Source organism: Ollibium composti (genome assembly GCF_004801285.1).
Lineage (GTDB): Bacteria > Pseudomonadota > Alphaproteobacteria > Rhizobiales > Rhizobiaceae > Mesorhizobium > Mesorhizobium composti.
On sequence record NZ_SSNY01000006.1, the window covers coordinates 1 to 15727 of the forward strand.

Annotated in this window: 13 protein-coding genes; 6 read left to right on the forward strand and 7 right to left on the reverse strand. The window is 62.8% G+C overall.

Annotation, left to right across the window (positions count from 1 at the left end):
• Positions 1-109: 109 nt before the first annotated feature.
• Positions 110-772, reverse strand: coding sequence for a serine hydrolase (locus E6C48_RS11390; protein ID WP_136357249.1), 663 nt, complete (start codon positions 770-772; stop codon positions 110-112).
• A gap of 297 nt (positions 773-1069) precedes the next feature.
• Here E6C48_RS11390 and E6C48_RS11395 point away from each other — a divergent pair, with 297 nt between their 5' ends.
• From E6C48_RS11395 to E6C48_RS22545, 4 genes are all read left to right on the forward strand, one after another.
• Entirely contained in the window at positions 1070-2674 is a 1605-nt protein-coding gene (locus tag E6C48_RS11395; protein ID WP_206086478.1) for a hypothetical protein, read from the forward strand.
• Between the two features lie 228 nt (positions 2675-2902).
• Positions 2903-3607, forward strand: coding sequence for a Crp/Fnr family transcriptional regulator (locus tag E6C48_RS11400; RefSeq protein WP_136357251.1), 705 nt, complete (start codon positions 2903-2905; stop codon positions 3605-3607).
• A 384-nt stretch (positions 3608-3991) separates the two neighbouring features.
• Positions 3992-4684, forward strand: coding sequence for a response regulator transcription factor (locus tag E6C48_RS11405; RefSeq protein WP_230978740.1), 693 nt, complete (start codon positions 3992-3994; stop codon positions 4682-4684).
• A gap of 129 nt (positions 4685-4813) precedes the next feature.
• Positions 4814-5164, forward strand: coding sequence for a hypothetical protein (locus E6C48_RS22545; RefSeq protein WP_168734512.1), 351 nt, complete (start codon positions 4814-4816; stop codon positions 5162-5164).
• A gap of 93 nt (positions 5165-5257) precedes the next feature.
• On the opposite strand, the gene E6C48_RS11415 is transcribed toward E6C48_RS22545, so the two are convergent.
• From E6C48_RS11415 to E6C48_RS11425, 3 genes are read right to left on the reverse strand one after another with little or no spacing between them, the layout of a single operon-like run.
• Positions 5258-5911: a PIG-L deacetylase family protein gene (locus tag E6C48_RS11415; RefSeq protein ID WP_136357255.1), complete on the reverse strand. Its 654-nt coding sequence runs from the start codon at positions 5909-5911 to the stop codon at positions 5258-5260.
• Complete coding sequence (locus E6C48_RS11420) at positions 5908-6723, reverse strand: sugar phosphate nucleotidyltransferase (protein WP_136357257.1); 816 nt, start codon at positions 6721-6723, stop codon at positions 5908-5910. The genes E6C48_RS11415 and E6C48_RS11420 overlap by 4 nt, the downstream gene beginning before the upstream one ends.
• The gene (locus E6C48_RS11425; RefSeq protein WP_136357259.1) at positions 6720-8015 is read right to left on the reverse strand and encodes a class I SAM-dependent methyltransferase; all 1296 of its coding nucleotides are present in this window, start codon (positions 8013-8015) and stop codon (positions 6720-6722) included. Before E6C48_RS11425 ends, E6C48_RS11420 begins: the two co-directional genes overlap by 4 nt.
• Before the next feature lie 314 nt (positions 8016-8329).
• Here E6C48_RS11425 and rfbC point away from each other — a divergent pair, with 314 nt between their 5' ends.
• Positions 8330-8857 (forward strand): dTDP-4-dehydrorhamnose 3,5-epimerase, encoded by a 528-nt coding sequence (gene rfbC, locus E6C48_RS11430; RefSeq protein WP_136357261.1) that lies wholly within the window; start codon positions 8330-8332, stop codon positions 8855-8857.
• 15 nt (positions 8858-8872) lie between these two features.
• On the opposite strand, the gene E6C48_RS11435 is transcribed toward rfbC, so the two are convergent.
• The 3 genes from E6C48_RS11435 to E6C48_RS11445 form a co-directional block, all read right to left on the reverse strand.
• Entirely contained in the window at positions 8873-10189 is a 1317-nt protein-coding gene (locus tag E6C48_RS11435; protein ID WP_136357263.1) for a DUF4910 domain-containing protein, read from the reverse strand.
• Positions 10190-10194: 5 nt separating this feature from the next.
• The gene (locus tag E6C48_RS11440) at positions 10195-11253 is read right to left on the reverse strand and encodes an NAD-dependent epimerase/dehydratase family protein (protein WP_136357264.1); all 1059 of its coding nucleotides are present in this window, start codon (positions 11251-11253) and stop codon (positions 10195-10197) included.
• A gap of 481 nt (positions 11254-11734) precedes the next feature.
• Entirely contained in the window at positions 11735-12349 is a 615-nt protein-coding gene (locus E6C48_RS11445) for a TetR/AcrR family transcriptional regulator (protein ID WP_136357266.1), read from the reverse strand.
• A gap of 226 nt (positions 12350-12575) precedes the next feature.
• Here E6C48_RS11445 and E6C48_RS11450 point away from each other — a divergent pair, with 226 nt between their 5' ends.
• A complete protein-coding gene (locus E6C48_RS11450; protein WP_136357268.1) occupies positions 12576-15719 on the forward strand; it encodes an efflux RND transporter permease subunit in 3144 nt (1047 codons plus the stop codon).
• The last annotated feature ends 8 nt before the right edge of the window (positions 15720-15727 follow it).

Consider the following 15727-nt stretch of genomic DNA (forward strand, 5'->3'; position numbering starts at 1 on the left):
CAGTAACGCCATGTCTATCACTCCAAAGTCCCCTGCAATCAACCAGCAGGGGTGGGTTCAAACATGGGTCACTTCTCAATGGAAAAATCCCTCAATCCCGGGTCAGCTCTCAGCGGAAATCAACACCATGGGCGCATTCCGTCTCGGTCAGCGTCAGGATCAGTTCCCACACCGAAGCCGGCCAATCCGCATGCCGGCGTTCCTTCCAGCCGCTGGCGGCGTCGATCTTGGCCATATGCGAATCGAGCGCCGTGTAGGTTTCGTCGAAGACCACTCCGCTCGTCATGTCGAGCACGTTCTGCACCGTCGCGCCACGATAGGCGGTGGCGTCCAACTCGGGCAGGTATTCTGTGACAGGCGCCGCCGGATCGACGACGCCGCGACCGACGAGGATACCAGCGACGGTGCCGACAACCGATTTCGCCACCGATTGGGACAGATGCAGCGTGTGCGCGCTCATGCCGTTGTGGTAGCGTTCGGCGACGATCCTGCCACGATGCAGGACGAGCAGGCCGTCGTTGAAGCTGGTGCCAAGAAAGCCGGCGATCGTGTCGCGGCGGCCATCGACCTCGAAACCGACCCGGTCGATGTCCTGATGTGCCTCGGGCAGCGGGCTTGCCGGGCCCTTCCCACGCCAGACCTGCGCCGTCGGCATCATTTCGCGCACATGCTGGAAGGTCCAGCGATTCCATGGCGCACGGTCCCAGTCCGGGCGCGGGATGACCGGGGCGCCGGGATTGGCGGGGTCGCGGAACGGATAGGAATCTGTCATGGTATACGGTCTCTCGGTGGAAAACGGCATGGGTCAATCCTTGCGCAGGCAGGGGGCGCCGACGGACTCGCCGAGCATGGCGGCCATGTCGCTCATCCTGGAAAATTGTCCCGCGCCTTCGCGCTGAGCCTTGTCGGAACGGCATCGATCAACAGCTTGAGGATACGTGTCAATATGGAAGTTGGTATCCCGACATGAGGATATTCGACCGGATCGCGACGCCCCCCGTCGCGACGGTCGCAAGTCAAGACTTGGAGACGGCTCATCCGGAAGGCGTATCTTCCGCGCATCCTTCCGTTGCGGGGCGCCCGGCGGCTACCTCATTTAGCGGCCTTGTCTCTCCCCGCCATCTCCCGAAGGATGCAGTCTAGGGGCAGTCTCTGCCGCCTGGCAGGCATCGAGACCGGGACTGAAGCGGAAAGGCCGGCGACCATGCAGCTCTCGATTGCGGGACTGAGCGTATGCGCCGTCATCCTGATCGTCGCGCTCTACTCGCGTGGCACGCTGATCGTCGGGCTGCTTGCGTCGCTTGCGTTCGGCTCGACGGCCGCCATGACCCTGACGTCGCTCGGCGGCTCCTCTCCTCTCATCTATACGCTGTTCGCGATGCTGCTGGTGACGGCGGTCACCGCGAGACGCCACATCTGGTATGAGCTTGGCGGCGCACTGGGGAGCATCCGCTCGCTTTGGATTCTGATAAGCCTCATGACATACGCGGCCATCGGAGCGTGGCTGTTTCCAAGGTTCTTCGCAGGCCAGACCGCCGTCTTCGTCCAGTCGAAGACCCGGGGCGCGATCGTCGAAGCTTCCCTGGCTCCGGTCTCCGCCAACATTTCGCAGACGGGCTATTTCATTCTCGGTGGCCTCACCGCCATCGCGCTTTGCGTGCTGCTTCTGCGCGCCGACAAGATCGCCGAGCTGCGCCGCGGTTTCTTCCTCTGGTGCTGCCTGCACACGGGTATGGGACTGATCGACCTCGTCGGCAAGAACGTCGGAGCGGGAGACCTGCTCGCTCCGATCAGGACCGCCAGCTACGCCCTTCTGACGGACGCGGTCGAGGCCGGGTTCGCGCGGATCACGGGCGCCTTTTCCGAAGCCTCTTCCTTCGCCGGCGCCTCCCTCGCCTGCCTGGCATTCTGCTATACCTACTGGAGAAGGGCCGGCTCGCGCCTTGCGCAATGGCTGACCGGGCTGCTGCTGCTGCTGACCGTTCTGTCGACGTCCTCGACCGCCTATGTCGGACTGGCGGTCCTGTGCATCCCGGTCGCCCTCTCGATGTCGGTGTCGGCCTTCAAAGGGCGATTCGAGCGCGAGGAGATACAGATCCTGGTCATCGTCGTCTTGGCTGCCGTCACGGTCATGGGCATCAGCCTCTACAACGCTGGCGTCCTGGATCCTTTCGTGCGCCTGATCAACACGACCCTTATCAACAAGGCGACCTCCGCCTCCGGCGAGGAGCGGGCCTACTGGAACATCAAGAGCCTCCAGTCTTTCCTCGACACCAGCGGGCTGGGAATCGGCTTCGGCAGTTCGCGGGCATCGAGCTGGCCGATCGCAGTTCTCTCCCAGCTTGGCGCCTTCGGATCGCTGATGATGGCGATCCTGGTCGGCATCCTCGCCATCGGAACCGCAAGGATGCGGCAGTGGATGGAGCCGGAAACCTGCGCCGTGGTCGCAAGCGTCAGGAACGCTGCCCTCGCCAGCATCGTCGCCAATACCGTTTCCGGCGGCAGCGCCGACCCGGGCCTCCTCTTCTTCATCGGTTTTGCCGTTGTTTCCGCCACGAGGGTCCGCGCAAGGCGCACGGCCATCCTGCTCGGGCAGCACCGGCTGCGCATGCGCACAACCGGCTCCGTCACGATCAGGGTCGGCGGGCCGGCGGCAGGGCAAGGAATAGCATGAAAGTAACAGCGAAGCCGTCGGAACGTCTACGCGCTGTTACAATGCACCCTTATCTTTTATCGCCTTGGTATGTGCAAGACGCCAGGATGATCCAGCCGGCCGTCGCTTGTCACGCGAAGTGTCTGCGAGCACGAAAACCCAGCTTGCCGCCACAAGGCCGCCTTGATCTGGCGCTTCATATTCAAGCATTGCAAGTTGTGTTGAGGTTGTGAAAACTCGCAGGTCTTCATGCAGACACTGTCGCAGTTCTTGGCATCACATCCGGCCGGGGGAGCTCCATCGACAAGCGACTGGGGCAACAACAATCATGTCGGGGTTGCCCCGAAAGTCTACAAACCGCATTCGATCCTCTGCCGCCAGGATGATGAAAACGACACGATATTCATCGTGAAATCGGGTTGGTGCCTCCTTTACCGCGAATTGCCGGACGGAGAACGTCAAATCCTCGACACTCCACTTGCGGGCGACACTATCGGCCTGCGGTCCATGAGCGGACCACGTTTCGCGTCGCTGATGTCCATAACGGAGGTGGCCGTCTATGAAATATCGGCAAGGGTGTTGCTCGAGAATTTCCTGGCGGACGGTGATCTGGCCCGTAAGATCACCCGGTCGCTGGCGCGCCTGAACGCCATTCTTGCCGAGCACCTGGTAAATATCGGGCGACGGAACGCGATATGCAGAACCGCCCATTTCCTTCTCGAACTGGATGAGCGGCTGACCGATGTCGGCCTGTCGACCCATGAGGAATACGACTGTCCTCTCACCCAGAACGAGCTCGCGGACATCCTGGGCATGACCCCTGTCCACGTTAACCGGACGCTGAGGGAACTGCGGAAGGCCGATCTGGTCTCTTTCAAATCCGGTCATGTAAAGATGTTTGACCGCAGAAATCTTATAAAGTTATCAGGCTTCGAAAGAGAGTACTTGACCTAGTATTCTCCTCCTATTCAGTCTTTCTCCAGCTGTTTCCAGCTCGCAGATGCCGTGCGGCAATACAGTGTCGCGCTCACTGAATTTTGATCATTTCATAGATACGTTTTCGACCCAGATATTTATAAAAAATTAACCCAAGTTAGAGACCGCTGGTAAATTACCCATAGTATGTACGAGACGGTTCTTAATTCAGGCATCGGCAGGGCCGCCATCGACGTTGCGCCGATGCCATCCAGTCTCAGGCGTTCTCAGGGCGGGGTCATTCTTCTAGATCGTGGAACCAAGATTTGCCGGCCCGGGAAACGCCTTGTTCAAAAGGTGGGCGCGATGAGTTCAACAGCGGGACTTCATAGTTACACGGCCGCACGACAGCCAGTGGTTCCCATGGGGGGAACCGACAGTGCTTTCTACAAGGAATGTCTCCTCATATTGGATGGAAGGGCGCTCGATCGGGAATGTCTCGCGTCGGCTCTCGTTGATCACCAGCTCGGCATGGCGGTTGTCGCCGCCAGTTCGATCGAAGACTGGGGCGTGAAGAAGGCTTCCGCTCCTCCGCTGGTCGCCATACTTTTCAATCTTGGCGGTCGAAAGGTCACCGATCCCACCACGGCCGGCGAAATCGCCCGCATAGCGTCCGAATTCAAGGCGGTTCCCGTCGTCGTCCTGGCAGACAACGAGGATCTTGCACAGATATTGGCGGCGCTTGAATGCGGCGCAAAAGGCTATATCCCGACGTCGGTCGGCATCGACGTCTGCGTCGAGGCGATCAACCTTGCAGTGGCGGGAGGCATCTTCGTGCCCGCCAGCAGCGTCCTCTCCGTCCGGCACCTGATCGACTCGGGCCACCGCGACACGCAACCCCTGTCGAGCATGTTCACCCTCAGGCAAGCCGAGGTCGCCCAGGCGCTCCGGCGCGGCAAGGCGAACAAGATCATCGCCTATGAATTGAACCTGCGCGAAAGCACCGTGAAGGTCCATATCCGAAACATCATGAAAAAACTGAAGGCGACCAATCGCACGGAAGTCGCCTACAAGGTCAACGATCTCTTCGCCGAAGGCATGTTGACCGAAAAGTAGGCCAAGGATTTTTCGTATCGCTGGAGTCCGCGTAGGTCACGTCTTCGCGGACTCCATTGCCATGGATACGATACGGGCGACCGGCGGGATCCGCCGTCAATCGGCGGAGCAGGCAAGATCGGAGAAAGTGTGCCGGCCTACCCAGCTGACCGCTTCCTCGATCGTATCGAAATTTCTGTGCTGGCCGCTCAGACGCCCGAAACCCGTCTCGAGGAACCACTTGCCTTTTGTCGCGTATTCTTCCTCATCGATCCTGGTCAGGATCGCGACCAGCTGGTCGGACTTCCAGACAAGAACGCCGCTTTCTCCGCCCTCGACCGTACCGATACGGGCTTCATTCAGCGAAAACCCGTCCGCAAATCTTGCGTGGTCCACCTTGATGAACCCTCCCCCTCACTTCTGCATGCGTTGAAAAAATGTGCTTGTTTTGATTTTTTCTTTGCCGGCCGTTTCTGCGAACTTTATTGCGCCGGGAAATAATAAAAGTTCATTAGCAGATACGCAGATAGGTTAAAAGGGCTTTCGCCCGTCATCCACTGACATCTGCTGACGGTTTTCTTGGCGAGATGTTCATTAGAGGATTCTCGCCTTGCGGAGCGTGAAAGCCTCGGCGAAATGCTCGGGCGCGCGGCATTCCATGCCACGCAGCCTGGCAAGCCCTATAAAGGTCTCGCGGTCGAACCAGTCCTTGGAACGCTGGGTTCCGAAATGCGCATGGAGAAGCTCGACCTTGCGTTCGAGAAGCGCGGCGGCGAGCGGCACATAGGCGTTCGGCCGGCCGAGGTCGCCATCCCATTTCGGGATTTCGTATTCGAGCACCAGATGGTCGCGAAAGACGTTCCAGGTCAGCTGGTTGACCTCCCGGTGATCCTGATGGGCATCCCGCCTGGCGTGCGTGAACACCACGTCGGGATGCGTGCGCGCCCTGAGGTCGATCATCCACCGCTTGATCGACCGGCTGTTGGAGGGAAAGTAGCTGTCCTCGAAATCCGCAACGTCGACGACGGCCGACGCCGCTCCTTTCAGGAAGGCTTCCGCCGATGCGCGCCCCTCGTGCGAGCGCTCGCCGCCGGCGCTCAGCACGCACCAATGGACGTGCAGCTCGACGCCTGAATCGATCAGGGAGAGGATCGTGCCGCCGGCGCCGATCTCGATGTCGTCGGAATGGGCGCCCAGGCAGAGGATCGAAAGCTTTTCTCCAGGGCGCGCGAGGCCGAGTGCCTTCATGACGCGGCCAGCATGATGGAGCGCCTGTTCTTCTCGGCGGCGACCTTCATGTTCCACGGCATGTCGCCTTTCTCGACCATGTCTTCGAGCGACTGCCAGTCGCGCAGCGTATCCATCGAGCGCCAGAAGCCTTCGTATTTGTAGGCCATCAGCATGTTGTCGTCGATCAGCCGCTTGAAAGGCTCGATCACCAGTTCCTCGCCGTCGCGCATGTAGTCGAAGACTTCGGGCCGGAAGAGGAAGTAGCCGCCGTTGATCCAGATCTCCGAGGTTTCTGCCGGACGGATCTCGCGGACGCGACCGTCTTCGGCGATATCGGCCAGATGGTATGTCAGCGGCGCGTGTACGGCGAGGAAGCAGCCGATCTTGCCGCTTGCCTCGAACCTGGCGATCATGTCGTCGAGGTTCACGTCGGTCAGCCCGTCGGAATAGTTGGCCAGGAACATCTTCTCGTTCCTGACGTGGTCGCGCGCGGCCCACAGGCGTTCGCCGATGTTGCGCCAGATGCCCGTGTCGAGCAGCGTAACGCTCCAGTCCTTGACCGTATCGCCAAGCAGTTCGATGCTTTCCCCGCCATGCGAAACCACACAGTCGGAAAAGGTCTCCGGCCGCGTGTGCAGGAAGAAATCCTTGATGACGTTGGCCTTGAAGCCCAGACACAGGATGAACTCGTCGTGCCCGTAGTCGCTGTACCACTGCATGACATGACGCAGGATCGGCTGATGGCCGAGCGGGATCATGGGCTTGGGAATGCTCTCGGAATAATCGCGGATGCGCGTGCCGCGGCCGCCGCAGAACAAGACGACTTTCATCTCGGTAACTCCGATGGATCGATCACTGTGACGAAGGGGATCGGCACCACGAATTTCGCGTTCCATGCGGATACGTGATGCATCTGTTCGACGATCTCGGCCTTGAGATTCCACGGCAGGATCAGGATGTAGTCGGGCTTGGCATGGTCGATGGCCTCGACGGGCCTGATCGGAATGTGCATGCCGGGCGTGAAGCGGCCGTGTTTGTAGGGGTTGCGGTCGACCGTGAAGTCCAGGAAGTCGGTGCCGATGGCGCAATAGTTGAGCAGCGTGTTGCCCTTGCCCGGCGCGCCGTAGCCACAGACTTTCTTGCCTTCGTTCTTGGCCGCAATCAGGAACGCCAGCAGATCGCGCTTGGCACGCTGCGCCTTGTGGCCGAACGAGGCATAGGTGGCCATGTCCGTCAGCCCGTGCCGCTTTTCGAGATCGAGCAGCCTGCCGACCCTTTCGCCGACCGGCCTGCTGCTGTTCTCGTGGGCGAGATAGACGCGGAGCGAGCCGCCATGGGTGGGCAGTTCCTCGACATCGATCAGCCGCAGTCCGTGGCGGGCGGCCATCAGATTGATGGTCAGCAGCGAAAAATACGAAAAATGCTCGTGGTAGATCGTATCGAACTGGTTCTCGGCCATCAGCCGCTCGATATGCGGAAACTCCAGCGTGACGACGCCCTCGGGCTTCAGCAGTATCTTCATGCCGGCGACGAAATCGTTGAGGTCGGGCACCTGGGCGAGCACGTTGTTGCCGGTGATGAGATCGGCGCGGAGCCCTTCGGCCACCATCTGCCTCGCCAGCCGGACGCCGAAGAAATCGACGCGGGTGGGCACGCCCTTTTCGATCGCGGCGCGCGCGACATTGGCCGCCGGCTCGACGCCCAGCACCGGTACGCCGAGCGGCAGGAAATGCTGCAGCAGATAGCCGTCGTTGCTCGCCAGTTCGACGGCAAGGCTGTGGCCACCAAGGTCGAGCCGCTTGGCCATGGCCTCGCAATAGGCCTTCGCATGGGCCACCCAGCTTGCCGAGTAGGAGGAAAAATAGGCGTATTCGCTGAAGATCGACTCGGGGCTCATATATTCCTTGAGCTGCACCAGATAGCAGGTGTCGCAGACCAGCACGTTCAGCGGATAGTAGGCTTCCATCTGGTCGAGCTGGTCGGCCCGCAGGAAATTCTCGCAAGGCGGCGACATACCGAGGTCGACCAGAGTGTGACGCAAACGCGACCCGCACAATCTGCACCCCGCAAACGCGTGCGCGGCCTTGGCCTCGCGAACGATTTCGACTGCCTGAATATTCATTCCCCGCTCCCGCCGGCCGGTTGAAATTCGCAGGTACGCCGGCCTGGCGTCGCCTGCCGTGCCTTCGTGGGCACCTGGGCAGGCTAGGGGGGAGGAACGCGGGGTTCGATTTGCCAATCCGACGGGGGCCTTAATCCTTAATAGGGAAAGGGACAGGCGGCGGTGACGGCGCGACCGCCGAATGGTCAGGCGGCCCATCCCGCCCTACCGCTATCGGAGAAGCCGGCTAGCGCTTAGGTAGCTCTTCCGGCGCGCACCGGGCCCCCGGAAAATCGGGGCGCCGGTCGTGATCGGCCGCCGGGGGCTGGAGTGCCATGCGGTTTACCGAGACGGAATTGAAGGGCGTCTGGCTGATCGAGCCGACGCCGATGGTCGACGACCGGGGCTCGTTCACCCGCTTCTTCTGCGAAAAGGAGATGGCCGATTGCGGGCTGGTGACGCGCTTCGTCCAGCACAGCCGATCGTGTTCGACGGCCAAGGGAACGCTGCGGGGACTGCACTATCAGAGGGAACCGTATGCCGAGGTCAAGCTCGTCTCCTGCGTGCGCGGGGCGATCTTCGACGTCGTCGTCGACATGCGGCCGAACTCACCAACCCGCTACCGCTGGCTTGGCTTCGAGCTGACGCACGAGAACCGCCGGCAGCTCTACATTCCCGCCGGCTTCGCCCACGGGCTCCAGACGCTCACCGACGATACCGAGGTCTCCTACCTCATATCCCAGTTCTACACGCCGCACGCTTCGACGGGCGCGCGCTACAACGACCCCGCCTTCTCGATCGATTGGCCCGAAAGCCCAACGGCGATGTCGGAACGCGACCGGTCGTGGCCGCCCGTCCGCTAGCGCATCGGACAGAGTCTACGAAGCGGCGGCCAGCAGACCGTGCTCGACCAGGAGCCTGGCAGCGGCGGCGAGTTCGCCGAAGGGCAGGCCCGAGCGTTCCGCCATGGCGAGCAGCGAATGCTTGCCGTCGGCCAGGTTGAGCACCCACAGCAGCGCCATCGAGGTCGCGCCCGAAGCCTTATTTCCCCCCAGGGCCGCATAGAGACCGCGCCGGCCGAGTTGCGGCTCGCCCTTGGGAAAAAGGTTCAGCGGCGTCCAGTCCTCTTCGACGATGTCGATCACCCCCGTCAGGATACGGAACGAGTCCTCCAGATGTTCGGGAGCGATGAAGTCGAGATTGTCGGCCGACGTATGGTACTCGGGAAACTCGCCGTGGACGCTCCGCTGGAACATGCCGACGGGAAGATCGAAACCCGGCGAACAATATTGCCGCTCGTCATAGCCATAGGGCGAGAAATCGAGCATCCGCGCGCCGGGTTCGGTACCCAGCACATGAGCCATGACACGGTCGATGAAGGCGTCGGCGCGCCGGCTTCGCTTGTAGGCCGGCCGGCCAGCGTCGCCGACGCAGGAGACCACCAAGCCATGGTCGATGAGATGCAGCCGATCCTCGTTGCGGGACAGCCAGGTGATCGCGCCGATCGTGCCCGGCGCGAACAGGAAACGATAGCTGTAACGCGTTTTCCTTGCCCTCAGGCTTTTCGCCAGCAGCGCCAACAGGGCGAGGCCGGAGCAATTGTCGTTGGCCAGCGAGGGGTGGCAGATGTGGGCCGATAGAAGGAATTCCCGCTCCGATTGCCCGCGGTGCAGGTATTCGCCATAGGTGAGGCTGCCATCCTTGAGTTCGGCATCGATCTCCACATGGTAGAGGCCGTCGGGCAGGGCAGCGGCCTGCTCATGCGCCATGCAGAAACCCCATGCCGGCGCGTAGTAACTGGTGCGATAGGGGATCAGGTCCGGCTGGTCCGGCAGCGTATGGATATGCGCCTTCAGCTCTCCGAGCGGCAAGGCTCCCGTGAAGGGCTGGCTGTAGTTGACGACGTGCAAGTTCGAATCTGCGAAGTCGACGACCTTTTGCCCGTCCGGACCGGTGATGATCGCTGCGCGGACGGTCCATTCGGCCGGGACGACCCAGTCGAGCACCTGCGTTCCGCTGGGCACTTCGTGGCGTTTCAGATCGATATGGTCCGACAGCATGTCCAGCGTTTGCCGCACGCCGTCCCCGGTAATGCTCCTGCAGATCGGATAAAGCCGCGCGGCCAGCTCGTAGATGTCCCGGCCGATGCCCGCAGAGGCCGATTGGGCAAGCGCGCCGGGGCTGACATGCTCCATGCCGGCTACACCGCCGCCAGCAGGGCTTTCGGCGCTTCGGACAGCCGCATCCGCCCGTCGAGCAAGCCTTTGGCCATGAGATACTTGATATGGCCGATCCGCTGGAAGCGCGGCCCCTCGAAGTCCTCGAGCGTGACGTTCGATTTCCGGTAGGCCCGGTAAAGCTGCTCGGCACCCTTGCGCGCGTCCCATTGCGGCTTGAAGGCGGGTAGGGCGCGGGCGATCTTGTCGAAGCTGACGCGGTAGGAGCGCTTGTCCGGCCCGGCGTCGGAGGCGTATTCGAGCCGACAACCCGGCACCACCTCGGCGACGATCTCGGCGATGTCACGGATCCGGTAGTTATGATCGGTCCGCCCGACGTTGAAGGCCTGGTTATGGACGACCTCCCGCGGCGCTTCCAAGCCGGCGATGAAGGCCCGCGAAATGTCCTCGATATGGACGATCGGCCGCCACGGCGTCCCATCGGATTTCAGCAGGATGACGCCCTTCGTCACTGCCCAGGCGACGAGGTTGTTCAGGACGATGTCGAAGCGCAGCCTGGGCGACAGGCCGTAGGCCGTGGCCGGGCGGAAATAGACGGGCGAGAAACGGCCGTCGGCCAGTTGAGAAATATCACGCTCCGACAGAACCTTGGACCAGCCGTAGGGCGTGACGGGCTTCAGCTCGCCCGTCTCGTCCACCATGCCGTCACCCGCCTGCCCGTAGTTGCTGCACGACGAGGCGAACAGGAAGCGCGACACGCCCGCTTCCTTGGCGGCGACGGCGAAGCGGACGCTGCCCCGGTGATTGATCTCATAAGTGATGTCCGGATCGAGATTGGACAGCGGGTCGTTGGAGAGAGCCGCGAGGTGGATGACGGCGTCGAACCCTTCGAGATCGCGCGCATAAACGTCACGGACATCCTTGTGAATCGAGGGAATCGAAATCCGCGTTCCGCCCGCGACAAAGGTACAGCGCCGGTAGAGATCGCTGTCGTAGCCGGTCACCGAATGACCGGCCTGGAGCAGCATCGGCACCATCACCGAGCCTATGTAGCCTTGATGGCCGGTTACCATGACTTTCATCGCACACCTCTGGCTTGCATTGCAGGTGAGAGGCTATGCGGGCGCCGCGAAACGGAGGAGAACGCCGATGGGAGATCGACATGCGCCCTTGGAGGAAGCCGCGTCTCCGGCTCGTTCCTTTGGATGGCGCGCGCCTTCATCCGTTTGGAGGGCCCTCGCGTGTCAATGACCATGGAATCGGGGACCCGTATTTCCACGCAAAAGGGACCCCTGTTTTGGGTGAAGAAGGGCGCTGGTTAGTGTCAGGCGCCTTCTCGTTGCGCCGTCGGCGTAAGGGATCGTGTCGGAAACACTTTGGCTTGCTTTCGGCCAACTATACATGATCGCCGGCGACGTCGCTTTACGGCTGATAGTTGTGGCCGATTTGTTTGCGCCGCCTATGCCACTTGCTTCGAGGCCATGCGCTTTTCGTGCAGGCCCCATATGTACCCGAAGGCGCAGGCGTGGAAACGGGCAGATCAGATGCCAGCAGCACCGTGCGTCAGTGCGCCCTGCCCGAACTGCCGCCGCAGGGGCTCTTGGCCATGAAGGCCGTTACCACGGTCTCGGCAATGGCGACGAAGCGCGCAGCAGCGCCCGTCGGCCCGGTGCTGCGCCAGTTGAACCGGGCGCCTTCGATCAAAAGGGTCAGCGCGTCGACCAGCAGGTCCGGCTCGGCGACGCCGGCGTCGCGGCAGAGTGCGGCAAGCCGGCGCTTGTGGCCCTTGCGGATTTCCTCAACCACATGGCGCGCCGGATGGTCGCTTTCGACCAGTTGTGCGGCGGCATCGAGCAATTCGCAATTGCAATGGGCGACGGTGACGAACTCGCCGGCCCGCCTCACCCAGTCCTGGAGTTGCGCGCGTGGATCATCCGGATGCGCCGCCTTGAGGTCCGCCCAGAAACCCTCGGCTTCGGCCGCGGCCCGCTCGATGCAGACGACAACCAGATCGTCCTTCGAGCCGAAGTGACGATAGAGCGTCATCTTGTTGCTTTCGGCGGCCTCGGCGATGGCGTCGACGCCGATCCCTTTGATGCCGTGCTTGCGGAACAGGTCGCGCGCCGCATCGATGATGCGTTCGCGTGGCGGCGGCGCCAATCTGGCAGGAGCAGTCATCAGCGTTTCCTCGCCTTCAGTCTTGTCGCTGAATGGCCCTTGACAATGTTACCAACCCGTAACATTTACTGTTACTAGATAGTAACATCTGCTGTCGCAAGTCAAGATCAGACTGAGAAAGGCGGCGCACCGCATGGTGCGAAGCAGGCCTTTTTGCGTCCCGGCTCCAGGGGGCGTCCTGACTTGCGAACGATGGCTGACGGCGCCGGACTGCAAGGATCGACCCATGGTTAGGTTTTTCATCGAACGGCCGATCTTCGCCTCGGCGATCGCCATCATCATGGTGATGGCCGGCTCCATCTGCTATTTCCTGCTGCCGGTTTCGCAATTCCCCGACATCACGCCGCCGCAGATCGTGGTCGCGGCCAACTATCCGGGCGCCAGCGCGCAGGTGGTTGCTGATACCGTGACGACGCCGCTGGAGCAGCAGCTCAACGGCGTGCCCGGCATGATCTACATGTCCTCGACCAGTTCCAACGACGGTTCGGCGCGCATCACCATCTCCTTCCAGGTCGGCTATCCGATCGACACCGCGGCGATGGACGTGCAGAACCGCGTTTCCCAGGCGGCCCCCGCGCTGCCGGCCATCGTCAACCAGACGGGCGTGACCGTCACCAAGCAGAACCCGAACTTCACGGTGCTGGTCAACCTCACCTCGCCGGACAAGTCGGTCGATTTCACCACGCTCAGCAACTACGCCTACCTGCAGATCCTCGATCCCATCAAGCGCCTGCCCGGCGTCGGCGACGTGCAGTTCTTCGGCGAGCGGCGCTATTCGATGCGCGTGTGGCTCGACCCCGACCGGCTGGCCAGCCTCGGCATCACCGCCGTCGACGTCCACAACGCCATCGCCGAGCAGAACATCCAGGTCGCCGCCGGCAAGATCGGCCAGTCGCCGGCGCCAGCCGGCACGGCCTTCGAGGTGCAGGTCAACGCCGTCGGCCGGCTGAGCGACCCGCAGCAGTTCGGAGACATCGTGCTGCGCGCCGACCCGACGACGGGCGCGGCCGTGCGGCTGCGCGACGTCGCCCGCGTCGAACTCGGCGCGCTGCTCTACTCCTCCTCCTTCAGCTTCAACGGCCAGCAGAGCGTCGTGCTGGCGGTGCTGCAGGCGCCCGGCACCAACGCGCTCGACCTGCAGAACCAGGTCAAGACCAAGATGGCGCAACTGTCGAAGCGCTTTCCGGCCGGCATGTCCTACGACATGTTCTACGATACCACGCGCTTCGTCTCGGCGGCTATGGAGGACGTCGTCAAGACGCTGGTCGAGGCGCTGGCGCTGGTCGTCCTCGTCGTCTTCGTCTTCCTGCAAAGCTGGCGCGCGACGATCATCCCCACCATCGCCATCCCGGTGTCGCTGGTGGCGACGCTGACGGTGATGTACCTGCTCGGCTTCTCGCTCAACATGCTGAGCCTGCTCGGCATGGTGCTAGCCATCGGCCTTGTCGTCGACGACGCCATCGTCGTGGTGGAAAACGTCGAGCGCCAGCTTGAGGCAGGCCTGCCGCCCCTTCAGGCGGCGAAGCGGGCCATGCAGGAGGTGACGGGGCCGATCATCGCCACCACCGGCGTGCTTCTCGCCGTCTTCGTGCCGGTCGCCTTCATTCCCGGCGTCGCCGGCCGGCTCTACAACCAGTTCGCGCTGACGGTCGCCATTTCCTTCGCCATCTCGGCCTTCAATTCGCTGACGCTGAGCCCGGCGCTGAGCGCCGTCTTCCTGCGCCATCGAGGCCCGCCCCGCTTCGTCCTGTTCCGCTGGTTCAACGCCGGCTTCCACTGGCTGTCCGACGTCTATGCCGGCAGTATCAGGGGGCTTGTGCGCTGGCGCTGGGCGCTGCTCGGCGTCTTCGTGTTGGCGCTCGGCGGCACCTACATGCTGGCGCAGCGCATCCCCTCGACCTTCCTGCCGGTCGAGGACCAGGGCTATTTCTTCGTCGTCATCCAGCTTCCCGACGGCGCCTCGGTGGAGCGCACGGAAGCGGTGGCGAAACGCTCGGAGGAAATTATCCGCAGCCTGCCGGGCGTCGAATCGGTCGGCTCGGTCGTCGGCTTCTCCTTCCTCACCTTCGCCAATCAGTCCAACGCCGGCGTGCAGTTCGCGGTGCTGAAGCCGTGGAACGAACGCGGCCCGCAAGAAAGCGCCACCGCCCTGCGCGAGGCCGCACAGGCCAAGCTGATCCAAATTCCCGACGCGCTGGTGCTCGCCTTCGATCCGCCCTCCATCCAGGGCCTCGGCACCACCGGCGGCTTCGAGTTCCAGGTCGAGGACCTGACCGGGCGCGGCGCGGTGGCGCTGGACGAGGCCACGCAGGCGCTGATCGCCGAGGCGCGCAAGCAGCCGGAACTCAATCCGTTCACGCTGTTCACCACCTATTCCACCTCGACGCCGCAGTACCGCTACGACCTCGACCGCGACAAGGCCAAGCTGATGGGCCTCAGCCTGCCCGACATCTTCTCGACGCTGCAGATCTATCTCGGCTCGCTCTACGTCAACGACTTCAACCTGTTCGGCCGCACCTTCCGCGTCACCCTGCAGGCCGAGCCGCAGGCGCGCGCGGCGCCGACCGACATCTCCCGCCTCTATGTGCGCAGCGCATCGGGCGAGATGGTGCCGCTCTCCACGCTGGGCACGCTGAAACCGATGGCGGGACCGGAGACGGTGACGCACTACAACAACTATCCCTCGGCGCTGGTCAACGGCGCGGCCGCGCCGGGCTTCTCCTCCAGCCAGGCGATCGCCGCCATGCAGCGGGCGGCGGCGACGGCGCTGCCGCGGGACTTCGCCTTCGAATGGACCGGCATCACCTATCAGGAAATCCGTGCCGGCTCGATCGCCACGCTGGTCTTCGGCCTCGCCATCGTCTTCTGCTTCCTCATCCTGGCGGCGCAGTACGAAAGCTGGTCGATGCCCTTCATGGTGCTGCTTGCCGTGCCGCTGGCACTGCTCGGCGCGCTGGCGGCGCTGTGGCTGCGCGGCATGCAGATCGACGTCTATTCGCAGATCGGCTTCGTCATGCTGATCGGGCTGGCTGCCAAGAACGCCATCCTCATCGTCGAGTTCGCCAAGCGGCGGCGCGAGGAGGGGCTGGAGATCATCGAGGCGGCGGCGGAAGCGGCGAAGCTGCGCCTGCGGCCCATCCTGATGACCGCCTTCGCCTTCATCCTCGGCGTCGTGCCGCTGATGCGGGCGACAGGTGCGGGTGCGGCGAGCCGCCAGTCGATCGGCACCACCGTGTTCGGCGGCATGCTGGCGGCGACCGTGCTCACCCTCGTCTTCGTGCCGGTCTTCTACGCCGTCCTCGAACAATGGCGCGAACGGCTGTCCTCGGCGCGGGACCACGGCCATACGGCGGCCGAGCCCGCCGAATAATCGGAGTA

Excerpts from the sequence above, each read along its gene's own strand:
- E6C48_RS11390 (WP_136357249.1), bottom strand. The coding sequence starts at position 772 with ATGACAGATTCCTATCCGTTCCGCGACCCCGCCAATCCCGGCGCCCCG.
- E6C48_RS11400 (WP_136357251.1), top strand. The coding sequence starts at position 2,903 with ATGCAGACACTGTCGCAGTTCTTGGCATCACATCCGGCCGGGGGAGCT.
- E6C48_RS11405 (WP_230978740.1), top strand. The coding sequence starts at position 3,992 with ATGGGGGGAACCGACAGTGCTTTCTACAAGGAATGTCTCCTCATATTG.
- E6C48_RS11415 (WP_136357255.1), bottom strand. The coding sequence starts at position 5,911 with ATGAAGGCACTCGGCCTCGCGCGCCCTGGAGAAAAGCTTTCGATCCTC.
- E6C48_RS11420 (WP_136357257.1), bottom strand. The coding sequence starts at position 6,723 with ATGAAAGTCGTCTTGTTCTGCGGCGGCCGCGGCACGCGCATCCGCGAT.
- E6C48_RS11425 (WP_136357259.1), bottom strand. The coding sequence starts at position 8,015 with ATGAATATTCAGGCAGTCGAAATCGTTCGCGAGGCCAAGGCCGCGCAC.
- rfbC (WP_136357261.1), top strand. The coding sequence starts at position 8,330 with ATGCGGTTTACCGAGACGGAATTGAAGGGCGTCTGGCTGATCGAGCCG.
- E6C48_RS11435 (WP_136357263.1), bottom strand. The coding sequence starts at position 10,189 with ATGGAGCATGTCAGCCCCGGCGCGCTTGCCCAATCGGCCTCTGCGGGC.
- E6C48_RS11440 (WP_136357264.1), bottom strand. The coding sequence starts at position 11,253 with ATGAAAGTCATGGTAACCGGCCATCAAGGCTACATAGGCTCGGTGATG.
- E6C48_RS11445 (WP_136357266.1), bottom strand. The coding sequence starts at position 12,349 with ATGACTGCTCCTGCCAGATTGGCGCCGCCGCCACGCGAACGCATCATC.
- E6C48_RS11450 (WP_136357268.1), top strand. The coding sequence starts at position 12,576 with ATGGTTAGGTTTTTCATCGAACGGCCGATCTTCGCCTCGGCGATCGCC.